The sequence below is a fragment of the Micromonospora sp. CA-111912 genome (assembly GCF_050948415.1).
GTDB lineage: Bacteria > Actinomycetota > Actinomycetes > Mycobacteriales > Micromonosporaceae > Micromonospora.
This window is the reverse complement of record NZ_CP192007.1, coordinates 6969102-6990167: the sequence shown is the minus strand read 5'-3', so window position 1 is coordinate 6990167 and position 21066 is coordinate 6969102. Positions and strand designations below refer to the sequence as shown.

At 69.0% G+C, this 21066-nt stretch carries 20 protein-coding genes and 3 pseudogenes; 18 read left to right on the top strand and 5 right to left on the bottom strand.

Annotated elements, in window-relative coordinates; all coding sequences use genetic code 11:
* Nucleotides 1-68: 68 nt before the first annotated feature.
* Nucleotides 69-788: a hypothetical protein gene (locus ACQPZO_RS29890; protein ID WP_433345478.1), complete on the top strand. Its 720-nt coding sequence runs from the start codon at nucleotides 69-71 to the stop codon at nucleotides 786-788.
* A gap of 149 nt (nucleotides 789-937) precedes the next feature.
* The gene (locus tag ACQPZO_RS29885) at nucleotides 938-1570 is read left to right on the top strand and encodes a hypothetical protein (RefSeq protein WP_433345476.1); all 633 of its coding nucleotides are present in this window, start codon (nucleotides 938-940) and stop codon (nucleotides 1568-1570) included.
* Between the two features lie 70 nt (nucleotides 1571-1640).
* Here the strand turns inward: ACQPZO_RS29885 and ACQPZO_RS29880 are convergent, their stop codons facing one another.
* Entirely contained in the window at nucleotides 1641-1793 is a 153-nt protein-coding gene (locus ACQPZO_RS29880; protein ID WP_433345474.1) for a hypothetical protein, read from the bottom strand.
* Nucleotides 1794-2173: 380 nt separating this feature from the next.
* On the opposite strand from ACQPZO_RS29880, the gene ACQPZO_RS29875 reads away from it, so the two are divergent.
* From ACQPZO_RS29875 to ACQPZO_RS29830, 10 genes and pseudogenes are all read left to right on the top strand, one after another.
* On the top strand, nucleotides 2174-2620 hold the full coding sequence (locus tag ACQPZO_RS29875) for a DUF4231 domain-containing protein (RefSeq protein WP_433345471.1): 447 nt from the start codon (nucleotides 2174-2176) through the stop codon (nucleotides 2618-2620).
* 453 nt (nucleotides 2621-3073) lie between these two features.
* A complete protein-coding gene (locus ACQPZO_RS29870; protein ID WP_355170872.1) occupies nucleotides 3074-3499 on the top strand; it encodes a toll/interleukin-1 receptor domain-containing protein in 426 nt (141 codons plus the stop codon).
* A gap of 447 nt (nucleotides 3500-3946) precedes the next feature.
* Nucleotides 3947-4150, top strand: a pseudogene (locus tag ACQPZO_RS29865) (ArsR/SmtB family transcription factor); the annotation flags it as partial.
* A gap of 183 nt (nucleotides 4151-4333) precedes the next feature.
* Nucleotides 4334-5515: a toll/interleukin-1 receptor domain-containing protein gene (locus tag ACQPZO_RS29860; protein ID WP_433345469.1), complete on the top strand. Its 1182-nt coding sequence runs from the start codon at nucleotides 4334-4336 to the stop codon at nucleotides 5513-5515.
* 101 nt (nucleotides 5516-5616) lie between these two features.
* Nucleotides 5617-7362, top strand: coding sequence for a hypothetical protein (locus ACQPZO_RS29855; protein WP_433345467.1), 1746 nt, complete (start codon nucleotides 5617-5619; stop codon nucleotides 7360-7362).
* Between the two features lie 748 nt (nucleotides 7363-8110).
* Nucleotides 8111-8830: an IS6 family transposase gene (locus ACQPZO_RS29850; protein ID WP_433345465.1), complete on the top strand. Its 720-nt coding sequence runs from the start codon at nucleotides 8111-8113 to the stop codon at nucleotides 8828-8830.
* A 229-nt stretch (nucleotides 8831-9059) separates the two neighbouring features.
* A complete protein-coding gene (locus ACQPZO_RS29845; protein WP_433345464.1) occupies nucleotides 9060-9425 on the top strand; it encodes a GNAT family N-acetyltransferase in 366 nt (121 codons plus the stop codon).
* Between the two features lie 118 nt (nucleotides 9426-9543).
* Nucleotides 9544-10956 carry a glycosyltransferase family 2 protein gene (locus tag ACQPZO_RS29840; RefSeq protein ID WP_433345461.1) on the top strand — a complete coding sequence of 471 codons (1413 nt, stop codon included), beginning with the start codon at nucleotides 9544-9546 and terminating at the stop codon, nucleotides 10954-10956.
* A 90-nt stretch (nucleotides 10957-11046) separates the two neighbouring features.
* Entirely contained in the window at nucleotides 11047-12270 is a 1224-nt protein-coding gene (locus ACQPZO_RS29835) for a glycosyltransferase (RefSeq protein WP_433345459.1), read from the top strand.
* A 324-nt stretch (nucleotides 12271-12594) separates the two neighbouring features.
* Nucleotides 12595-12801 (top strand): annotated as a pseudogene (locus ACQPZO_RS29830) (IS701 family transposase); the annotation flags it as partial.
* On the opposite strand, the pseudogene ACQPZO_RS29825 reads toward ACQPZO_RS29830, so the two are convergent.
* The 4 genes and pseudogenes from ACQPZO_RS29825 to ACQPZO_RS29810 form a co-directional block, all read right to left on the bottom strand.
* A pseudogene (locus tag ACQPZO_RS29825) lies at nucleotides 12779-13018 on the bottom strand (hypothetical protein); the annotation flags it as partial. The pseudogenes ACQPZO_RS29830 and ACQPZO_RS29825 overlap by 23 nt on opposite strands.
* 117 nt (nucleotides 13019-13135) lie before the next feature.
* Complete coding sequence (locus ACQPZO_RS29820) at nucleotides 13136-14299, bottom strand: MAB_1171c family putative transporter (protein ID WP_433345457.1); 1164 nt, start codon at nucleotides 14297-14299, stop codon at nucleotides 13136-13138.
* 15 nt (nucleotides 14300-14314) lie between these two features.
* Nucleotides 14315-14827 (bottom strand): hypothetical protein, encoded by a 513-nt coding sequence (locus ACQPZO_RS29815; protein WP_433345455.1) that lies wholly within the window; start codon nucleotides 14825-14827, stop codon nucleotides 14315-14317.
* Nucleotides 14817-15296 carry an XRE family transcriptional regulator gene (locus ACQPZO_RS29810; RefSeq protein WP_433345453.1) on the bottom strand — a complete coding sequence of 160 codons (480 nt, stop codon included), beginning with the start codon at nucleotides 15294-15296 and terminating at the stop codon, nucleotides 14817-14819. Before ACQPZO_RS29810 ends, ACQPZO_RS29815 begins: the two co-directional genes overlap by 11 nt.
* Nucleotides 15297-15457: 161 nt before the next feature.
* On the opposite strand from ACQPZO_RS29810, the gene ACQPZO_RS29805 reads away from it, so the two are divergent.
* The 6 genes from ACQPZO_RS29805 (at nucleotide 15458) to ACQPZO_RS29780 (ending at nucleotide 21065) form a co-directional block, all read left to right on the top strand.
* Nucleotides 15458-15679: a hypothetical protein gene (locus tag ACQPZO_RS29805; protein WP_433345451.1), complete on the top strand. Its 222-nt coding sequence runs from the start codon at nucleotides 15458-15460 to the stop codon at nucleotides 15677-15679.
* A 37-nt stretch (nucleotides 15680-15716) separates the two neighbouring features.
* Nucleotides 15717-15944, top strand: coding sequence for a hypothetical protein (locus tag ACQPZO_RS29800; protein WP_350920193.1), 228 nt, complete (start codon nucleotides 15717-15719; stop codon nucleotides 15942-15944).
* Between the two features lie 144 nt (nucleotides 15945-16088).
* Entirely contained in the window at nucleotides 16089-17948 is a 1860-nt protein-coding gene (locus ACQPZO_RS29795) for an alpha/beta fold hydrolase (RefSeq protein ID WP_433345449.1), read from the top strand.
* On the top strand, nucleotides 17945-18511 hold the full coding sequence (locus ACQPZO_RS29790) for a hypothetical protein (protein WP_433345447.1): 567 nt from the start codon (nucleotides 17945-17947) through the stop codon (nucleotides 18509-18511). The genes ACQPZO_RS29795 and ACQPZO_RS29790 overlap by 4 nt, the downstream gene beginning before the upstream one ends.
* Nucleotides 18508-19278: a class I SAM-dependent methyltransferase gene (locus tag ACQPZO_RS29785; RefSeq protein ID WP_320069458.1), complete on the top strand. Its 771-nt coding sequence runs from the start codon at nucleotides 18508-18510 to the stop codon at nucleotides 19276-19278. Before ACQPZO_RS29790 ends, ACQPZO_RS29785 begins: the two co-directional genes overlap by 4 nt.
* A complete protein-coding gene (locus ACQPZO_RS29780) occupies nucleotides 19275-21065 on the top strand; it encodes an ABC transporter ATP-binding protein (protein ID WP_433345444.1) in 1791 nt (596 codons plus the stop codon). Before ACQPZO_RS29785 ends, ACQPZO_RS29780 begins: the two co-directional genes overlap by 4 nt.
* Nucleotide 21066: the final 1 nt, after the last annotated feature.

The window sequence follows — 21066 nt, the reverse complement described above, 5'->3', positions numbered from 1 at the left end:
CGGGTCGTGCCGCACCGGCATCCTCATTTGCCGCAGACCGCGCGTCGTGGAGCGCAGCCGGCCGACGGGTGGCGAACGGACGTGCCGAGTTGAATGCGTTCGCCAGGGCTCACGTAATCTCCTCGCTGCCCGAGCTGTGGGAGGTCTCCGCGCCGGGCATCGTTCGGGCCATCTTGGGTGAAGGCGAGCTGAACATGGGCACTGATATCGCTGGTGGAGTAGAAATCCGCCCGCACGGTCGTGGTTCGCCGTGGCTAATGGCCGATGTCAACCTGGACGCCCTACCTCGCCACTACGATGCCTTCGGGCTGCTGTTCGGTGAACGAAACTTCGCCGGGTTCGAATCCGTTGCGCCCGGCCGCGGCCTACCGGAAGACGCCAGCCCCGAACTGCTTGGCCTCCAATTCGCGGACAGCGAACACGGTCACACTTGGGTGTCATGGACGGAGCTGGCCCACATCGATTGGAGCGTACAAGCGCCCCGCGTTGACGACCGGATTCACGAGTACAAGCTGACAAGCGACGGGCCGCGTTTCATCGGCAAGGCCAGCCATCATGGGCATGCCTGGCGCGCGGTTGCCGGCGAGCGCGCCGATCCCAGAGGCAGCGCCTACTCGGAGGGAACTGAATGGCGTGCCGGCGATCGGTTGTGGCGGGTGGAGCGCCTCTCCCACGGTGACGTGTTGCGTGTCGACCCGCAGTTGCGGGCACTGCTGGACAGCATGCGTGATCTCGCCGAGCGGCATGGCGGCGACAACGTACGGCTGCTTGTGTGGTTCGACAGTTAGCAACTGGCGGCAAGTAACTCTACCTTGGGCATCCTCTCTTGCCGCAGACGTGGCGCGCCAGGCTTTTGAGTCACCGTCACGCAGCTGTACCGATGCCCGGGCCGGCCGGGGATGTCGGCCCTGGTTTCTGCATGCCGGATGATCGTGGCGTGGAGTACCTCGACCTGTCGCCATACGACTACCTCGGCTTTACGCTGCCGATGCGGACCGTCCGGTGGCTGGGGCGCCGTTACGGGGTGCAGTGCGCAAACATGGCACCGATGACCGGCGCCGAGCTGGAGCGGCTCACGGCTGCCTCCTGGCGGCTCGCCAGCCGCACACTCGGCTGGCACGACTGCGACTTCTGCGGAGCCTTTAAGGGTAACGGCGAGTATCACTACTACCTACCCGACGGGGAGATCTACGCCGCACCGATGATGATCCTGCATTACGTTGAAGAACACGGATACCGGCCACCCAGGGAACTGCGCGACGGCTTGCAGGCGGCCGGCCAACTGCGGTGGGACCGGCGCGCCGAGCGCTTGCACTCGGTGCTGCTGGACCAGTCGGAGGAACTGGAGTTCCGGTGCCATGCCGCGGTCGACCTCGCGAACTGGAACGACCCGCGCGCGTTGGACGCCTTGCGGCGCGCCGCGCACGATGAGGACCTGGTTGATGTTGCGGGAGACGAGATCGGCCGCTCGTTGGCAGCGTTCGTGGATCGTGGCCTCGTGAGGGATCTACTCGCCGAGGGCTTGCACGACATGGTGCGGTACGGCATCAACGAAGCATCGAGCCGGTGACATCCACGGGCATCCGGATAGCCGCGATCCGCTCGTGCCGAGTTAAGTGCGCCGCTAGTTCGTCCGCCGATCACGGCTTGCGGGTCGGCCAAGATCCTCGCCGGACGAGGCGATCAAGGTAGTCGAGCAGCTTCACCTCGCTGCGAACCAGCCTCTCACGCTCGGGCGTCGGCAGATCGGCAAGCAGGTCCGGGAGACGTTCGTTCCGCGGTACGAACACCATGGCACCGGAGTACTCGCGGCAGATCGAGCACCACGCCAAGCCGACGCAGCGCTCGTAGAAGCTGTGGGAGGGCGCGTAGAAGCGGTACCTGTAGGAGTAGATCCCGCCAGCACACGCTGCGCCGTCCCCATTACGGACCCCGTGAATCGTGCTGACTTTCGACCATGCCCACCTGGCAGACCCCTGCCCCATGATCTCGATCTTCCCTGGCCGCGAGCCCCCGCCGCCATCCGGATCTGCCGCCGACCGCGCGCGGCGGCCGGCCGGGCCACCTTCGTCGAAGTGTTCGGCAGGCTCGCGGACGCCAATGTCCCCGGCTCGCAGCCGTCCGGCGGGCGCTCGGAGGCTGATCGTCGTTGTCCTGATGTCACAATGCGTCGGTGACTGTGCCAGAGCAGAATTCGTATGCCGTCGGCATCGCCGATGCCTCCTACCGGTGGTATGTGATCGCCTCGAAACGGTCGCGGCGGGCGCACCGAATCGTCGACGTCGGCGCCGTGGTGATCTCAGCGTCCATCCCGGTCGTCGCCGTGATCGCGCCCGGTCTGCCGGCGATTACCGCGGTCCTTGGCAGCGTGCTCGTGGTCATCGCCGGTGTCCGTGCCATCTACCACTGGTCGGAGAACTACCTCCGCTTCAGCCGCGCACGCGAGGAGGTGGAGGAGCAGCGCCGGCTGTTCCACGTTTTGGCAGCCCCGTACGACGATCCGGCCACCCGTGACGAGGAATTGGTTAAGGCGATCACCCGGATCGAGCAGGCCGAGATGGGCCAGTGGACGCAGGTCGCAGTAGGTCGGACCGTGTCGAGGCAGAACCAGACGGAGTAGCCCGACGGGACTGGCTGTGAGGTGTCGTGTCCGTTGGGCTGTTGTCTCTAGAGAGAGAACACGGCTGGCCGAGGGCGCTTGCCGGTTCGGTCACTGAGCAGTGTCGGACGGCGGTCCAGCGGCTACGTATCGCCGAGACGGCCCCGGGGTTCGCGTCGATACCATGTGTGAATGAGTTCATGCACGGCCCCGGTACGGGGCCATCGGACGGCTAGTGCCCGTGCGGAGTGTCCTGCGTGCGGCGGACGCTTCAGATCTCGCGGCTATTCATCCGGTGGAGGCGGTAGCTCATACCCTTCCTCCAGCGGCGGCAGGTACGGGTCGAGCGGAGGTGCTCGATCCACCGCGGGGCGGCAGGTTCCCAGCATTCAGACTCTCCGTCCACAGATCCAGCAGATCGTGGAGAACTCGGCGGAAATTCGGCCAACAACCGGCCATTTAGGTACTACGGCAGTGACGTACGACGTGTTCATCTCCCACGCCTGGGAGGACAAAGACACGGTGGTTCGGGACCTAGCAGTCGCCTTGCAGGAACATGGACTTTCGGTTTGGTACGACGAGTTCGTACTCAGGATCGGAGACAGCCTTCGGCAGGCCATCGATCGCGGCATCGCCAACAGCAAGTTCGGAATCGTTGTTCTCTCCGAGGCGTTCTTCCGTAAGCAATGGACGCAGTACGAGCTGGATGGTTTGGTGCATATGTCGATGCACGAGCGGCGGAAGCAGGTATGCCTTCCCATCTGGCACAAGATCTCAGTCAACGAGGTGACCGCCAATAGTCCCAGTTTGGCCAACGTGTTGGCGTTGCGAACCTCCGATTACTCTATTGCTCAAATCGCTGCGGAAATCGCTGCGGTGGTTCGTCCAGCCGGTTCGTGACGTCGAGGGGGGTGCGGGATGACGGCGTATTCCGCACCGCTCGATCAGCGCCTCTGCGCCTACGTTTCCATTCCGGTCTGGGCCAAGCCTTAAGCCTGCAATCGGCCCGGACGCGGCGCGTAGGTGCCGGATTGTACGGTGGATCCTATAGGAGGGCTACCCGGTTGGCTACAGATCAACGCCCAGCCGATGTGAGCTATTGCAGTATCCGGATCTGCCGCGATTCGGGCGAAGGCCCACCTCCACCGGTTACTCATCATAAGCAACGGACGTGCGTCGCCGGGGGCGACCGGCACCGCAAGGTCCCCCAGCGCCACTCGCCCAGGCCTCTGCACATTTGGCGTACCTAGCTCTGCACCGGAACCCGTACACCGACACCCGACCAACGCTAGACCTTCCGGACACTCCGCTCGCCTGGCTGATACTCGACCGGTCATCTGGGCTGCGGCGTCGGTCAGTGACCTCACCGCGCCGCTCGGACTCTCCCAGCCGACCGTCAGCCACCATCTGCGGATCCTCGCCGAGGCTGGCCTGCTCGAACGCGACAAGCGCGGCGTCTGGGTCTACTACAAGCTCGTGCCGTCCGCCATCGCCACGATCGCCGACCTGCTGACTCCACCTCGCAAGCGAGCAATGAAGAAGACCCGCTGACCGACGCCATCGGCGACCGCCGCCGATGCCTCACGGCCCGGCCGTGCGAGAGCCGAGAAGCGGAGGTTGAGCGTCCTCACCGCGCGTGGCTCGGCCCCTGAGCAGTGGACTCTACGTTCGGGCATGGCCCGTCGCGGCGGTCCAGGACGGGGCGATGTCGCCGTCTGTGCCTATCCTGGCCAGGTGGACGGTGTAGCGAAGGACTTTTTCATCTCGTATACGGCCGCTGACAAGGCGTGGGCCAGTTGGATCGCCTACATCCTCGAGGCGGACGGCTTCGCCGTGACGATTCAGGAGTGGGACTTCCGGCCGGGCAGCAACTTTGCCGTTGAGATGGACAAGGCCCTGAAACAGTGTCCGAGGATGATTGCTGTGCTTTCCCCTGCCTATTTGAAGGCGCCCTTTCCGGCCTCGGAGTGGGCAGCCGTATTCGCCAGCGACCCGGAGGGCGTGAAAAATGCCCTTGTGCCGATCATGGTGCAGGAGTGCCAGCCGGAGGGGCTGCTCAGTCAGGTGGTGCAGATTCGCATTCACGGACTCGATGAGGCCGCTGCGCAGAAGCAGATTCTCGAGGGCGTCCGCCGCGAGCGAAACAAGCCCGCCACGCCCCCGCCTTTCCCCGGCACGTCGGCGGCGTCCCGTGATACGCCCGCCCAGGTTGTGCCATATCCGACAGCCAGCGCTGCCGCTCTGGCCAGTCCGTCGCGGCTGCGCTGGCAGAGCCCGGCCCCGCCGGTCAGCGTCTCCTGGCGCAGCGACCTCGGCCAACGCACGCGGGACCGCCGGCTAGGTGCCGCAGCCGTCGAGGTGCACCTGGCCTTCGCCGCCGACGATGCGCGACTGCAGGTGAGCGAGCTGGCCGGCCTCGCCGACCTACTGCCCGACCATGGCCGGCAGCACGGCGTGTTCACCCGGCTGGAAGCCCTGCACGCGCACGCCGACTCCGCCGTCGCCCAGGTGACGAGCAGCGGCAGGGACAGCGAGAAGGGGCTCGTGGTCACCCGATCCGGGCAGCGGTCGGCGTGGGCCCCGCTGCCCCGAGGTCAGATGGGCGCGGTGCTCGATGGGGACGATCTGATCAAGCAGCTCACGCACATGCTCAACACGTTGACGATGCTGGATCTACCTCACGGCGACCTCGTCGTACCCGCCATCGGGCTCGACCCCGCCACCATGATCTCCTACGGCAAGGTCAACGTGCCAAGCAACACCGCCACCTACGGGTTCGGGCAGGCAGACCACATCCACGTCTCCCCAGAAGAAGCCATCGACTACGGCAGCGTCGTCGCCCGCCCCGCCGACGTGGCCGCCGAACTCGTCGCACGTCTCATCGCCGACCACCGGGCCGCCACGGGCCTACGCTGACGAACCGCTGACATCGGTAGGAGGCCGCCCGGGAACTCGGCCGATCTCCCTCAGCTGCACGGATGAGGCTGATGCCGCTGCGTCCGTGTTTTGCTGGACCGGTGACCACCGTCAATTGGGAGCGTGAGCCCGGAGAGCGGGTGGAGGAGTTCGTCGCGGCTCTGCTGCTGTTGGAGCATCCGCACGGCAACCTCATCACTCCGTCGCGCGGCGACCGCGGCGTCGACATTCGGGTCGAGCACCCCGATGGTTTCGACATCTACCAGGTCAAAAGGTACGCGAGCCGGCTCGATGCCCGGCAGGCAGCGGAGATCGGGAAGTCATGGTCGACGTTCGTGCGGGAAACCCTGCCTCGGCTTCCCGTGCGGTCGTGGACCCTGGTGACGCCGTGGAACCCCACCAACGAGCGACTGGACTGGCTCGCAGAGCTCACCGCGGAAGCTCAGTTTCCGTGCCGATGGATGGGCGGCACGAACCTGGATGTGCTGGCAGCACGCCGCCCAGAGTTGGTGGACTACTACTTCGGCGACGGTGGAGAGCGGCTACACCGCCTGATGGCCGACGCTCTTCAGGGCGGCCGGGACTTGCCACGCGGAGTCCCCGCCGAGGACATGCTCGCCGCCGCCGTCGAACGTCAGCGCGCCATCGTCGCCAACCTCAACCAGCTTGATCCGTTCTACCGCTACGAACTGGAGATCCGCACCGGGGCCGTCGGCGACCTGCCGTGGGACACGGAACTCGGCCGATGGGCCCGTGCCGCCTACGTGCAGTACCAACAACTGCCCGATGGCCAGTACTCGGTGCTGCGGCTGCTGCCGAAGTCCGCAGAGTCGGCGCGGTTGCGACCCATCACCATCTCGGGCCGGCTGGAGGTCACCCCGGGATCGCCCGAGCATCAGGCAGTCGAGAACTTCGTGCAGTTCGGTACCCCCTTCGCGGACGTGCCAGGAACCGTCACCGAGGTCAGTGGGTCACCCGGCGTCGCCAGGCCCACTCCCGGCGAAGGACGCTTCTGGTTCATGGTCGCTCCCCAGTCTGCGGCTGATCTACCGGATCTAGAGATCCGCCTGCTCGACACAGCCGGCGCAGTGCGTCACACCCTGGATCTCGTCGACGTGGAGGTGTCGCGCGGGTTGGACGGCACCGGGTCCTGGTTGTCCGGATATGACCGGGGAGGCGCGGTGCAGTTCCAGTTCTTCCTCAACGGCAGGGACGGCAATGCCGTGCAAATGAACGCTCAATCGCTCACGGGAAAATCGTCCGCCGACGTGCTCCCGGCCGTGCGCCTGACCGCTGACCTCGGACCCGGCATGGGAATCATGGCGGCCGTGCGAGGGGGCGGCCCCGCCGTCACCCCCGTCTGGGAGATGAGCGACGAGCCAGTGACGCCCGTGGCCCGCTGGCATGTGCGTCTGCTCGAAGCACTGATCGCGATCCAACGCCACACCTACAAACGCATCACCGTGCCGGACGTCGACGCCACATCGACGGCTGACCTGGACGCGATCTTGCGGGTCGGCCGGCTCCTGAGCGGCGAAAACGTCGAGGGGACCTGGTCCGAAATTCCCCTTACCGTCACGACCCCCGAAAACCTGCCGGTCGGCGCCGACGAATTCACCTTCGCCGGAGTCTTCCCGATGACCGTCCGGATCAACGGCCGCGAGAGTAGCCTCAATATGCGTCGCCGAATCGTGTACTACGCGGCTCGACTTGTAGAACCCGCCCCCACCGAGCCCGACCAGGCTGGCGGACCGCTGCGCCTCGTACCCGGATCCACCGACCGCGCGATCATCACCGCCGTTTCAGACGTGACCGATCTGCCAGTGGCTCGGATCGCCCCGCTGTAGCACGACGATGGCCCGCTGCCGGTGATTACCACGGGTGATGGTGCTCCGTTGGTGCTCGGACGTTCGGCGCATGACCAGCACGCTCGGAACAAAACCAGCACAGCACGTCCTGCACGGCCGATCGTCGCCCCCCAGGACGTCGCACTCCACTCGCGGTAACGCCCTGACCAGCAGATACTCAGCCGCTTGTTTCGGCACGCAGCAGCACTCAGCGAGACGTACGAAGTGATGATCACGCAGCGTAGAGAGCATCTGACGGGTTCGGACTACGGATCAGAAGGTTAGGGGTTCGAGTCCCTTCGGGCGCACAAGATCAAAAGGGGTCTGACCTGCCTGAATGGCAGTCAGGCCCCTTTGCTTTTCTGTCCCTTGTGGTCGGTTGGGTGCTCGGTGGGTGCTCGTGCGACGAGCAACCCTCGCGTCGGTGCCCGTCCGACCGAGGGTTGCCCTGTGCGGTTGGGTTTTGATCATGGTGTGGCTTGCCGACTTCCGGGTTCAAATGCTGGGATGCGGTGGTGGCTGTCCGCAGTTACTGGCCGGGTTTGTCGTGATCGGTTAGGGTGACGTCGCTTCCCGTCAATGTGGCTGTCGTGCCCATGTGGCGTTGTGGAGGGGCGGGCTTGGTGATAGATCCGCAGCGGGGTCTGTGGATCTAACGGTGTTTCCGGCCTGACCTGCCGGGCGGGGTCTGTTGCGTTGGGCGGAAGCATGATCGATTTCAGCTTGCCGGGTGTGGTCTGCTTGCCCGGTGAGGTCGTCGTCTCGTGTCCGGCCCTGGTCCCCGCCGTCGTCGGCGTTCGTCGGGTTCCGGTTCCCGCCTGAGGTGATCGTTCTGGCGGTCCGCTGGTACCTGCGGTTCAACCTCTCCTACCGAGACGTGGAGGAACTGCTGGTCGAACGCGGTGTCGAGGTGGATCACGTCACCGTCTACCGGTGGGTGCAGCGGTTCACCCCGCTGCTGGCCGACGCCGCCCGGTTCGCTCGCCACTCACCTGGTGACCGCTGGCACGTTGACGAGACCTACGTCAAGGTCAACGGCATCTGGCGGTACGTCTACCGGGCCGTCGACCAGCATGGTCAGATCATCGACGTGCTCGTCTCGACGCGCCGGGATGCCGCTGCGGCCCGGCGGTTCTTCCACCGGGCGCTGACCACGCTGAAGGTCACGCCCAGCGAAGTCGTGACCGACGCCGCCCCCGCCTACGCCAGAGTGCTGGAGGACCTGGTCCCGTCGGCGTGGCACCACGTCGAACGGCACGCCAACAATCCAATCGAGGCCGACCACAGCCAGCTCAAGCACCGACTCAGACCGATGCGCGGACTCCGCGCCGACCGCACCACGCAGACGATCATCACCGGCCACGCCTTCGTGCAGAACCTCCGACGCGGACACTACGAACTCGCCACCGACGTCCCGCCAGGGCTGCGGGTGGCCGCCGCGTTCACCGAACTCGCCCAAGCGATCTGACCGCAGCTCCCCGCCGAGTTCCGCATGGCCACCGATCGAACAACGCAACAGCGCCGGACACCGATCTCGGCGTACCGCAGGCCTTCGGCCAGGCCACGGGATATCTCTCCACGATCAGCCAGAGTCAACATCGCGCGCACGGCGGAACATCCTGTCCCACCCAACCGCCAAGATCAAATGCTACGACCGGCTGAACCTGCCCAACGAGGCGTTCTTCGGTGATCCGCCCTTGGCCCGTGCCGTGCTCGCCTGGGACGCGCAGGCACTCGTCGGGCTTGGGACGTACTCCTTCCTGTGGCCAGCCGTCGGCCCGACCCGCTCGCTCTACCTCAAGGAGCTGTACGTGGCGCAGACGGCAAGGGGGCGGGGCGTCGGGCTGCTCATGGACGGCTTGATCGACGTGGCCGTCGCGAACTCGTGCAGCCGGATCGAGTGGACCACCGATCGGGACAACACCCTCGCGCAGCGCTTCTACGCGAAGATCGACGTCGCGCCCAACGACTACAAGATCTTCTACCGGCTTGAGGGCCGGTTTCCGCCCGGTGTGGTTTCGCGTCAGCGTGGGTGTGGGTCCGGCCGAGGCGACAACTCGTGAAGGGACAGTGCACTCCTATCGACCCCTATTCATGAGTAAGGTTCGCCTTTGCGGAGCGTTATCCTCTGACGACGTCGCCGACCTCCGACGGCAAGTTCGTCTGACGGAGAGGATCGCCATGGCATTGCCCACCATTTCCCCGGCGCTGAGCGTGGTGATGCCGACGTATCAGGACCCGCAGTGCCTCGGACTGACCCTCAGGGCGCTGACCCGACAGACGCTCCCGCCGGAACGCTTCGAGGTGATCGTGGTCCGGGACGGTGGCTCGTCCGACGGGTACGCCGAGGCTCTCGCCGAGGGTGCCGGGCTCCGCCTGCGCGTGCTGGAACTCGCCCAGCGCAAGGGTCGCTCGGTCGCCCGCAACGAGGGGGCACGCCGTGCCGGCGCACCCCTGCTGGTCTTCCTCGACGCCGACTCGTGGGCGGTGCCCGACCTGCTGGAGCGGCACCTGGCCTGGCACAGCACGCCCGGCAACGCGGCGGTGCTGATCGGCCGGCGGGACGAGATCGGCCTGGCGGACCTGCCCGCCGTGCTGGCCGGGGAATCACGCGCGATCGCGCGCGCCTTCCCGCACGGCGGCGACCTGCGGTTCGGCACGGGGCTTCCGGACGACGGCGGCGACTGGCTCCGGGCCGGCTGGGTCATCGCCTACACACACAACATCTCGCTGTCGAGCGCGCACTTCGCGCAGGTCGGTGGCTACCGCGAGGCGTTCGGCCTGAGCTACGGGGTGGAGGACGTCGAGCTGTTCTACCGCGTCGACCGCAGCCTGCCCGACGGCGTCAACTTCGGCTACGACGACGATGCCCGGGTCGTCCACCTGCCGCACCACAAGAACATCACCCGCAACTGGATGGAGATGAAGGCCAACTTCCAGCAGGCCGCCCGGCTCTACCCCTGCCTCGAATGGGAGTTCCTCACCGCGGTCATGGGGTACGAGGCGATCCGGCGGATCCTGCACTACCGGGCGCTGATCGACGAGTGCGTCGAGCGGTCGGCCTGCGCCATCGGGCCCGCCGCCGCGCGCCTTGCCGGCCAGTTGCGGGGGCACCGCACGCTCTGGATCGGCACCGGCCGCGCCGAGTCGGGGTTGCCCGCCTCGGCGTTGAGCTTCGACTACGCCGCGCCCATCGGGCGGACCAACTTCCACCTGCTCGGCGTCGCCCCGCCCATGCCGCCGGGCAGCCTGGACGCGGTGATCAGCGTGGACTTCTGGCGGTACCTGCTGTGGCCGGAACTCTGCCAGTTCATCTCCGCCTCGCTGCTGCTGGCCGGCGAGGTCCACCTGGTCGCCACCGCCGACTCGACGCCGGGTATGTGCGCCGCCGACCCGCAGACGCTCGACTACCTGCGCCAGGCGCAGGCCGCCGCCTGCACGGCCGAACTGCGCGTCGTCGAGGGACTCGGCCACGTACTGGCCCTGCGGGCCCTCCAGCCCGCGGCCGGCGCCGCGCGCCGGGTACCCGCTCAGACCGCCGCCAAGGTGCGACCCACGGCACTGGCACCGGGGCGCACCGCGACGCGGGGATAGCAGATCGACGGTGTAGCCAGGCCCGACAGTGCTGTCGGGTCTGTCCCACCGTGCTCGGATCCGCCCGCCAGTGACGGAAAGGCGATTATCATGCGCGTACTGCTGTCGACTCTCGGGTCGCGTGGCGACGTCCAACCGCTGGTGGCGCTCGCGTCGCGGTTGAAGGCCCTCGGCCTTCAGGTCCGCCTCTGCGCCCCGCCCGACTTCGCCCGGTGGGTGGCCACCTTCAGGATTCCCTTCGTACCCATCGGCCCGCCCTGGCGCAGGTCGGCGGAGCCCAGGTCGCGGGCCGCCGTACCCAAACCCTCGCCCGCCCAGATCCGCCAGATGGCCGAGTCCTCCATCGGCATCCAGTTCGAGGTGCTGTCGGCCGCCGCCCGGGACTGTGACGTCCTCGTCGCGTCGACCGGCCTCCAGATCGCCGCCCGCACCGTGGCGGAAAAGCGCGGCATCCCGTACTTCTTCGCGGCGCTCTGCCCGGCGGCCCTGCCCTCACCGCACCACCCCCCGCTGCCGCTGCCGGTGCTCGGGGGGGCACCGACGCCCGCGTCGGCCGACAACCGCGGCCTGTGGGCCGCCAACCTGCGGCACGTGAACGACACCTTCGCCGCGCCGCTCAACGCGCTGCGGTCGGCGGTGGGTCTGGACACTGTGGATGACGTCACCGACCACATCCACACCGACGAGCCGTGGCTGGCCACCGACCCGACCCTGGCACCCTGGCCGGACGCCGCCGATCTGACCGTCTACCAGCCGGGCGCCTGGCTCCTGCCGGATGAGCGGGCCCTGCCCGCCGAGTTGACGACCTTCCTGGAGGCCGGCGGGCCGTGCGTCTACGTCGGATTCGGCAGTGTCGTCGCGCCCCCGGGCCTGCTGGAGACGGCCGTGCAGGCCGTGCGCGCGGTCGGCTGCCGGCTGGTCGTCTCGCGAGGCTGGGCACCGCTCTCGTCGCGAGACCGGACACCCGACTGCCTGGTGGTCGGCGAGGTGAACCAGCAGTCGCTGTTTAAAGAGGTGGCCGTGGTGGTCCACCATGGCGGCTCGGGCACTACGACCACGGCCGCGCGGGCGGGAACGCCGCAGGTTGTCATACCGCAGGTGTACGACCAGCACTACTTCGCGAGCCGGGTGTCCACGCTCGGCATCGGCACCATGCATTCCGGCTCGGTGCCGACCGTCGAGTCGCTGACCGAGGCTCTCGGCGCCGCGCTGCGGCCGGAGGTGGCCGCCAGGGCCCGCGAGATCGCCGGCGTCGTACGCACCGACGCGGCGCAGGTCGCCGCAAAGCGGTTGACCGTGGCTCTGGGGGCCTGAGCGGGGCGGCCCGTCCCGCCGGTCGTACGCTGGCGGGGCGGGCCGCCCGGCCCCTCCTGTGACGGACTACGTGCAGGTGTGCCGCGAGCGCGCCCGTAGGCTGGGGAGTACAGCCGCTGCACCTCGGTCCCTAGTACTCCAGCCGCAGTTGCCCGATCTGAAGTTTCGGCAGCTCATCGGCATGATCGACGTTCGAGTTGCGCCGGCCGTGTAGCTGCGGATGTCGATGCTATTCGGCGGATGGGCCGGGGGATCGCACCGTCTGTCTGTTGTGGTCGGGTGCAGGGCGGGCAGGCTGCCGTGCTTGTGTTGATCGATGAAATCGTGGGCTGGCGGACGGGTCTGGATGATCTGCTGGCACGGTTCGCCCACCGTTCCGGGCGTGCGGAGCCGCGCCGGCAGGCGCTGACCTACCTGGTCGGGTTGCTGTCGCCCCTAGCGAGCAAGAACGGCTGGACCCTGGCCGAGGCCGCCGGCGACGCGACGCCGGACAGGATGCAGCGGCTGCTCAACAGGTCCGCTTGGGACCCTGTAGGGGCTCAAAACCTTGGCACCTGTGGTGACCTGCTGTTTCTTGAGGATCTACGCGGCTCGTTCGTAGTCGTTGATAAGCCCGCCGAGGATCGGTGTTCGCCGTAGCCGGCGCTGCTTGGCAAGGTCGATGACGGTGGCCGGCGCGGTCGCGGATGAGGAACCTGAACTGGTCCGCGTGCTCGCCGAGGTCCCTCAGGAGGTTGCGGGCTGCCTGTTCGACAACGCTCTGATGGAGAACTTCTGGTCGACGTTGAAGATCGAACTCGTCTACCGCACGTCCTGGCGGACCCGATGCGAGACGACGTACGCGCCTGAACAGAGTCGCTGCGGGTCAGCGGTCCCGGTCGGCCTCGGCGGCGGCGAGCCGGCGGACCCGCTCCACCTCCGCCGAGCCGACGAACTGCCGGGCCACCTGCGCCAGCCAGGCGCTTTCCGAGGCCAGCGAGGCGTCCACGTCCTGGAACGGGTGCTCGACGCGGTAGTTGCGGCCCTGGGCGTGGCCGACGAGGGCGGCGGCGATCACCGCCGCCTCCACGGTGGCCGGGTCCACCGCCGGGCCGAGCCAGCGGGACACGTCTGGATGCGCGTACGGGCGTAGCGTCAACTGCGCGTCGCGGACCTCGATCACCCGCCGGTAGAGCGCGAACTCCGCGTGGGGGAACGGCCAGCCGCCGCTGGTGTCGAGCGCGATGTGCGGCATCGCGGCCCGCAGCGCCTGCCAGAGCGGTTCGATCCGGTGCAGCTGGCGCAGCGCGCGCAGCCAGCGCAGCGGCGCCGTGATCCGGTCACCCCAGGCGGTCAGGGTCGCGCCGATCAGCCAGAGCAGCATGCAGACCGAGCCCAGCGTGGAACCGATCGGCAGCGAGGTGGCCAGGGACCGGCCGGTGACCAGGGTGACCACGGGCCGCACCCCGGACCACGCCGCCCAGACGATGCCGAGCGCGGAGCCTGCGACGACGAGGCTCAGCCCCGTCCGCAGCACCCCGGCGGCAGCGTGCCGTACGTAGCCGCCAACGCTGGCGATGAAGGTGACCAGGCAGACCGCGATGTAGCTGAAGAACACGACGAGGTAGGCGACCACCATCGGGTCCTGCGAGTACACGTTGACGAAGTTCAACGTGAACGTGGTGTCGGCGCTGACCAGCAGTACCCCCATCAGGACGGTCGCGCCGGCCAGCAGGACAACGTGCCGGCGCAGCCAGCGTCGGGTCTCGGCCGGGCGGGCGATGCTCTGGCCGAGCGCGCCGAGGAAGTACGCGGCGAGCATCTCCAGGGCGTTGCCGAGCAGCCGACCGAGGTTCGGCACCGGCTCGACGCGGCTGATCGCCACCAGGACCGGGTGCGCCATCACGGCGAGCCCCAGCCCGATGCAGAGGAAGAAGGCGGAGAGGTAGCGGGTGCCGCCGGTATGACGCCTGCCAACCACCGGGATGAGTTTGTAGGCCGCGACCACGATGGCGAGCGTCAAGGCGACGAAGTTGAGCCAGGTCAGCACGGCGCCCCGCCCTGGTCAGCCGGTGTCGAAGATCGAGCCGAGCCGGGCCAGCCCCTCGGCCATCTCGGGGTCGACCGGGCCCGTGCCGCCGGTCGGGCCACGGCGGGCGCGCTGGGCGATCATCGAGGCGATCAGCTCGGCCTCCTGCTCCTGCGCCGCCGAGTAGTCGGAGCGGCCGAGCACCCGGCGGACCAGGTCGGCGGAGAGGTTCGGCAGCAGCGCGGGGGGTAGGGCGGTGAGGGAGCGGTCGTCCACGTGGCCGCAGAGCAGGTGCCCGACCTCGTGCAGCAGGATGTGCTCCCGATGCAGCCGGGTGGTGCTGGTGGCGTAGAAGAGGTAGTCGACCTGGTCGGTGGCGACCAGCGCGCCGCACTGGCTCACGCCACCGGGCATCGGCACCAGCTCGACCGGCCGGCCCCGCTGCTGGGCCAGCGCGTCGACGAACCGGTCCGGTTCGAAGGGCGTCGGAATCGACAGCCTGTCGACGATCCGCTGGCACCGGCGCCACATGCTCCGATCAACCGCCATCGCGGCCCGCCGACCCGCCGATGCCGCGCCGGTCGCCGTGACCAGGATGGTCCGCGCCGGCCCGGCGCGCTTCCCGCCGCCCGATGGCGTCGATCATGTCGCTGATGGTGTCCAACCCCTCCGGCGAGAGGGTGATCGCCCGGAGCGCGATCTGTCGTACGGCGCTGTCCCGCAACGCGCCGAGCAGCTCCAGCTCCTCGGCGATGCGGGAGCTCTGCTCGTCGTCGAAGAAGTACGCCGCCGGCACCTGGAAGAACTGGGCGAGGGCCTCCAGGTGCCGCTTGGTGGGGTTGGTCCGCCGGGCACTGCGCAACTGCCAGAGATAGGTGGTGGAGAAGCTCTCGCCGGTGGCCTCGCGGCAGGCGGTGGCCACCTCCTCGTTGCGGTAGCGCTCCCGGTCGGGTCGGCGGATCACCTCGAAGAGTCTATTGATCTTTTCCGCGAGGGTGCCCGTAGGAGATTGGTCCATGTGGTTCCCCTCCCCTCGCCGATCGGGTGGATCTTGCCCACCTGGTTGACGCTCATGACTCCAGCGGACATCCTAGCGACTCACCGGTTTTTAGCTGAAATGAATGACGTGCGCGCCGTCATCCACTGTAGCTAACCGACTACCCGAAGGAGGTGAATCAGATGACCGCACTTGTCGACCACACCAACGACATCTCCCTGGAGATGTTCGGCGAGCTCAGCGAGAAGGACCGGACCGCCCAGGGCCTGGCCGGGCTCACCCCCGTGCTCGCCACCCCCGCGGTGGCGCTCGGCGTCGCCGTCGGCGCCGTGGCCCTTCACGCCGGCTACATGGTGGGTATCGCCCGCAACATGGCCGAGGGCAGGTACCCGAAGCCGCAGTGATTGCCGACAACCGGCACTGTCAGTCAGGAGGTGACCCATGTCCGTCCTCGCCATGAGGGTGAACGCGGATCCCGATCTTGCCGCGATCCGAATCGACGCCGACGAGGCGTGCAACAAAGTCGGCGGGATGCCCGTGCTGGCCACCCCAGCGACCATCGTCACCGTGGCGGCCGGGGTCGGCCTGGTCGGCTCGGTGGCGGGGCTCTTCGCCGCCGGCTACGCCATGGGGCGCGCCATCGGCAGCCCTACGCCCCGCCCAAAGTAACAGGCGGTTAGGCACGCGGCCGGGCGACCGGTTGCCGCCGTACCGGGCCGGTGTGCCGCCGCAACGGCACACCGGCCCACCCGGCCGTCGCCGTCGGACCCTCCCACCCCGGTTCTGCACGCACTGTCAGGAAGCGCTGCCCCCATGAAGAAGCCACTCTGGCGTGACCGACGCCGTCAACCCGCCGTCCTCGACCGCTCCACCGTGTTGACCTGGACCGAGCGGATCAGCTCGGTGACCCACCTCTTCGCCAGCCTGGAGTACCTCACCCGGGGCCGGGACCGGCAGCGGGGCGGGGCGAACAACTGGGCGGTGAACCGGCGCACCTTCGAGGCCCACGCCCCCCGCCTCACCCGGGCTTTGGACCTGGTCGCCGACGACCGGGTGGTCACCGCTCTGCACGTCAGCCGGGCCGCCGCGGCGGCCGCGCTCTGGCTTCCGCTCAACCGGCGGCAACGGGTCGCCGCCAACGCCGTGCTCACCGGCAGCCAGGCCGCGCTGCACGCCCAGCACCTGTACGGCAGCGACGGTGCCGACCAGGTCTCCTTCCTCGTACAGGCGCTCACCACCGTCGCCCGCGCCGGCCAGCGTCGCCCCGCCGTCGTGGACGCCTGCCTCTGGTTCGTCTCGCTTCAGTCGGTGCTCTCCTACACGGTGTCCGGCTGGGCCAAGCTGCCCAGTGAGACGTGGCGCAGCGGGCGCGCACTGCCCGGCATCACCCGGACCCTCACCTACGGCGACCCGCAGGTCTGGCAGTTGATGCGCCGCTACCCGAGGCTGACCAAGCTCACCGCCCACGGGGTGCTGGCGATGGAGTGCGCCTTCCCGCTGGCCTACGCAGCCCGGGGCCGCCCCGCGCCGTACCTGCTCGCCGCCGCCGGCGCGTTCCACCTGGTCAATGCGAGGGTCATGGGGCTCGGCCGGTTCTTCTGGGCGTTCACCTCCACCTACCCCGCGGTCGCCTACACCACCCGCCCCCGCGAGCGGACCGGCGACGCCACCGGCGTGCGTCGCGACGACACCCTGCCCGCCATGGCGGCCGCCGCCGGGCTGGCCCTCTTCGCCGCCGGGCAGGTCGCCCGGATCCGGCGGCGGCGGATGATCGAGCGGGGACGCGGGGACGAGCGCACCTTCACCACCGCCGCCGGCAACGTCCTCTCCTACCGGTACGCCGGGCAGCCGGCCGATCCGGGCGCCGAAGCACCGGTGCTGCTGCTGGAGAGCGGCCTGGCCGCCACGGCGGAGCACTGGGAGCGGATCGCCGCCCCGCTGGGAACCCGGTTCACCACCGTGACCTACCAGCGTGCCGGGTACGGCGCCAGCCGCTACCAGGGCGGCGGGGAGTACCAGTTCGAGACCATGGTGGACGATCTCGTCGACCTGACCCGGCACGTGGCCGGCGAGCGCCCGGTGATCCTGGTCGGCCATTCGCTCGGCGGCTACCTGGCCCTGCTCGCCGCCGAGCGACTGGCCGGGCAGGTACGCGGGGTCGCCCTGGTCGACTCCAGCCACCCCGACGAACTGCGCCGCTCCCTGCGTCAGGCCGAGGGAGGCAAGGCGCTGACCAGCACCCTGGCCATCATGCCCGGCTCCCTACGGGCCGGGTTCGGCTCGCTGCTGCCCCGGGCCCCCTGGGTCGACCGGCTGCCGGAGCCGGTACGCCAGCTGGCCCTGGCCCAGTACCGCGACCCCGAACTGTGGGCCGCCGCCCGGCGGGAGTGGAAGGTGGTGCAGGAACGCTTCGAGGACGAGGCCGTCCAGCTGCCCCGGATCGACGTACCGCTGGTGGTGGTGACGGCGGGAGCGACCGCGCGCACCGACGCCGTCCAGGCCGACCTGCACGACGAGTTCGCCGCCGCCGCGCCCCGATCCGAGCGACACGTCGTCGAGGACGCCGACCACGACGAGATCCTCACCGACGCCGCGCGGACCGAAGAGGTTGTCAAGATTCTCACCGCGTTCGTCGACGACGTCATGGAGCCGGGCGTGGAGGGGGACCGGTGAGCCGCCGGGTCGGCTCCGACCTGCGCCCGCTGACCACCGCGATCACCGCCGGCCTGGTCGGCTGGTTCGGGGTGACCGTGCTCAGCCAGCACCCCCAGCAGGTCTTCGACCGGTTCCGCCGCTACGACGTACCGGGGTTGTTCATCGGCAACTGGCGGTTCTTCGCCCCCGAACCGGCGCAGCACGACTTCCACCTGCTGCACCGCGTGCTCACCGCCGACGGCGAGCAGACCCCGTGGGTCGAGACCGCCCTCATCCCACCCCGGCAGTGGCGGCAGATGGTCTGGTTCCCGGAACGCCGGCAGGACAAGGCGATCTTCGACATCTGCGCCGACCTCATCGGGTACCTGGGCACCCCCGACGTCGACATCACCACCACCACGCCGTACGAGGTGATGCGGGACTTCGTCGAGCACGTCGTACGGCGGCAGCACCCCGGGCCGGACCTGCCCCGGGGGTTCCAGTTCGTGATCGCCCGAAGCACCGGCTACGACGAGTCGCACAAGCCGGACTACCTGCTGGTCTCCCCGTTCGTACCGCTGCCGGAGGGCTTCGTGCAATGACCGAGATCGCCGACATCGGCTACGGACGGCAGTTCGTCGACTTCTACGACCGGCTCTTCCCCGGCGGCCCGGCGGTGGAACCGCTCGTCGGCTTCCTCGCCGACCTGCACCCGGGCGGCGGGCAGCCCACCCTGGAGTTCGGCGTCGGAACCGGCCGGATCGCCCTGCCGCTGGCAGACCGGGTCGGGGAGATCGTCGGCGTGGACTCCTCGCCGGAGATGCTCGACGCGCTCCGGTCGGCCCTCACCGACCAACCCCGCCCGGTCACGCCGGTGCACGGCGACATCCGCGACTGGGCGGACGACCGGCGGTACGGGCTGGTCTACTGCGTCTGCGGCACGCTGTCGATGCTGCTGGACCCGGCGGACCAGCAGCGGGTCGTGCGGGCGGCCGCCGCCCGGCTAGCCCCCGGCGGAACCCTCGTGGTGGAGACCCACAATCCGGAGTTCGCGCTGGCCGTGCTCAACCAGGGCCGGGCCCGGGACTCCTTCTTCGTCCCCTATCCCGGGCAGGACACCGGGCTGCTGTCGTACTCCACCATCGACGTGGAGAACCGGATCTGGCACCTGGCGCACATCTGGATCGAGGAGGGCCGCTCCCGGATCGCCTCGGAACTGAGCCGACTCACCACCGCCGACGAGGTCGACGGGTATGCCGAGCGGGCCGGCCTGGTCCGCGTCGCCCGGCACGCCGACTGGGCCGGCAACGAGTTCACCGGCACGGAACCGATGTACGTCAACGTCTACCGCCACCGGGGTGAGCGATGAGCACGACCCCGGCCGGGGACCGGCACTGGCTCAGCATGATCGCCGGGTACGTCCGGCCGCACCGCGGGCCGTTCCTGGCCGCCGCCGCGCTGCTGCTCACGTCCAGCCTCCTGGGGCTGGCCCAGCCGCTGGCGGCCAAGGCCCTGATCGACGGCCTCACCGCCGAGCAGGGGGTGGGTCGGGCGCTGGCCGCGCTGACCGGGCTCGTGCTGCTCGCCGCCGTGCTGCTCGGTTTCGGCAACTACCTGATCCTGCGTACCGCCGAAGCGGTCGCCCTGGACGGGCGGCGTGGTCTGGTCCGGCACCTGCTGCGGCTCACCGTGCCGGCGTTGCAACGGCAGGCCCCCGGTGACCTGCTGGCCCGGGTCGCCGGGGACACCATGCTGTTGCGGCAGATCGCCAGCCAGTCCCTGATCGACCTCTTCACCGGCGGAATCATGCTGCTCGGCGCGGTGCTGCTGATGGCGGTTGTCGACCTGGCCCTGCTCGGGGTGACCGCGGTGGTGGTGGTGCTGCTGGTGCTGATCATGGGGTTGCTGATGCCCCGGATCCGGACCGCCGCGCTGCTCTCGCAGGAGTCGGTGGGCGACATGGGCGCCGCCCTGGAGCGTGCGCTGGGCGCCTTCACCACCATGAAGGCCTCCGGCACCGAGCCCACCGAGGCGGCCCGGATCGACGAGGCGGCACTCACCGCGTACCGCCAGGGGGTGAGCCTGGCCCGCTGGGGCTCGGTCGCCGGAACCAGCGCCGGCCTGGCCATCCAGGTCGCGTTCCTGGTGGTGCTCGGGGTCGGCGGCGCGCGGGTGGCCAGCGGCGCGATGCCGGTTTCGGCGCTGGTGGCCTTTCTGCTCTACGTGGCCTACCTGAGCCAGCCGGTGATGCAGCTCGTGGGCGCCAGCACCTATCTGCAGGTCGGGCGGGCGGCGTTGACCCGGATCGCCGAGATCGACGCGCTGCCCACCGAGCCGATCGACCTTCCCCCGGCGACGCCGGTCCGGGCCACTGCCGCGGCTGCCACCGCGATCCCCCGGGGCGCGCGACGGGCTGACGGCCCGCCAGCGGAGGTGGTGTTCGAGGGGGTCTTCTTCGGCTACCCGGACCGGGACGAGCCAGCCCTGCGGGACCTCACGCTGACCGTGCCGGCCGGCGGGCTGACGGCCCTGGTCGGTCCGTCCGGGTCGGGCAAGACCACGGTGCTCGCCCTGATCGAGCGCTTCCACGAACCGCGGCAGGGCCGGATCCTGTTCGACGGACGGCCACTGTCCGACTGGCCGCTGGGCGAACTGCGGGCCGCGATCGGCTACGTCGAGCAGGACGTCTCCGTGCTCGCTGGAACGCTGCGGGAGAATGTCGCGTACGCGACGCCCGGCGCCTCCGACGAGGAGATCCGCGCGGTGCTGCGGACCACCCGGCTCGATTCCCTGCTGGAGCGCCTCGGCGGGGACCTGGACACCCCGATCCGGCACCGGGGGCTCTCCGTGTCCGGCGGGGAACGGCAGCGGATCGCGGTGGCCCGGGCGCTGCTACGCCGGCCCCGGCTGCTGCTGCTCGACGAGGTGACCTCGCAACTGGACGCCACCAACGAGGCCGCGTTGCGTGAGGTGATCCTGGACATCTCCCGCCGGACCACGGTGCTCGTGGTGGCGCACCGGCTCTCCACGGTGCTCGCCGCCGACCAGATCGTGGTGTTGGAGAACGGCGAGGCGCGCTCCGTCGGTTCGCATCCGGACCTGGTCCGGACCGATGCGCTCTACGCCAGCCTGGCCGCTGAGCAGGCACTGGTCTGAG

Coding starts and splice junctions, on each gene's coding strand:
- ACQPZO_RS29880 (WP_433345474.1), bottom strand. CDS start 1,793: ATGGTGTTCGTACCGCGGAACGAACGTCTCCCGGACCTGCTTGCCGAT.
- ACQPZO_RS29840 (WP_433345461.1), top strand. CDS start 9,544: ATGGCATTGCCCACCATTTCCCCGGCGCTGAGCGTGGTGATGCCGACG.
- ACQPZO_RS29835 (WP_433345459.1), top strand. CDS start 11,047: ATGCGCGTACTGCTGTCGACTCTCGGGTCGCGTGGCGACGTCCAACCG.
- ACQPZO_RS29815 (WP_433345455.1), bottom strand. CDS start 14,827: ATGGCGGTTGATCGGAGCATGTGGCGCCGGTGCCAGCGGATCGTCGAC.
- ACQPZO_RS29810 (WP_433345453.1), bottom strand. CDS start 15,296: ATGGACCAATCTCCTACGGGCACCCTCGCGGAAAAGATCAATAGACTC.
- ACQPZO_RS29805 (WP_433345451.1), top strand. CDS start 15,458: ATGACCGCACTTGTCGACCACACCAACGACATCTCCCTGGAGATGTTC.
- ACQPZO_RS29800 (WP_350920193.1), top strand. CDS start 15,717: ATGTCCGTCCTCGCCATGAGGGTGAACGCGGATCCCGATCTTGCCGCG.
- ACQPZO_RS29795 (WP_433345449.1), top strand. CDS start 16,089: ATGAAGAAGCCACTCTGGCGTGACCGACGCCGTCAACCCGCCGTCCTC.
- ACQPZO_RS29785 (WP_320069458.1), top strand. CDS start 18,508: ATGACCGAGATCGCCGACATCGGCTACGGACGGCAGTTCGTCGACTTC.
- ACQPZO_RS29780 (WP_433345444.1), top strand. CDS start 19,275: ATGAGCACGACCCCGGCCGGGGACCGGCACTGGCTCAGCATGATCGCC.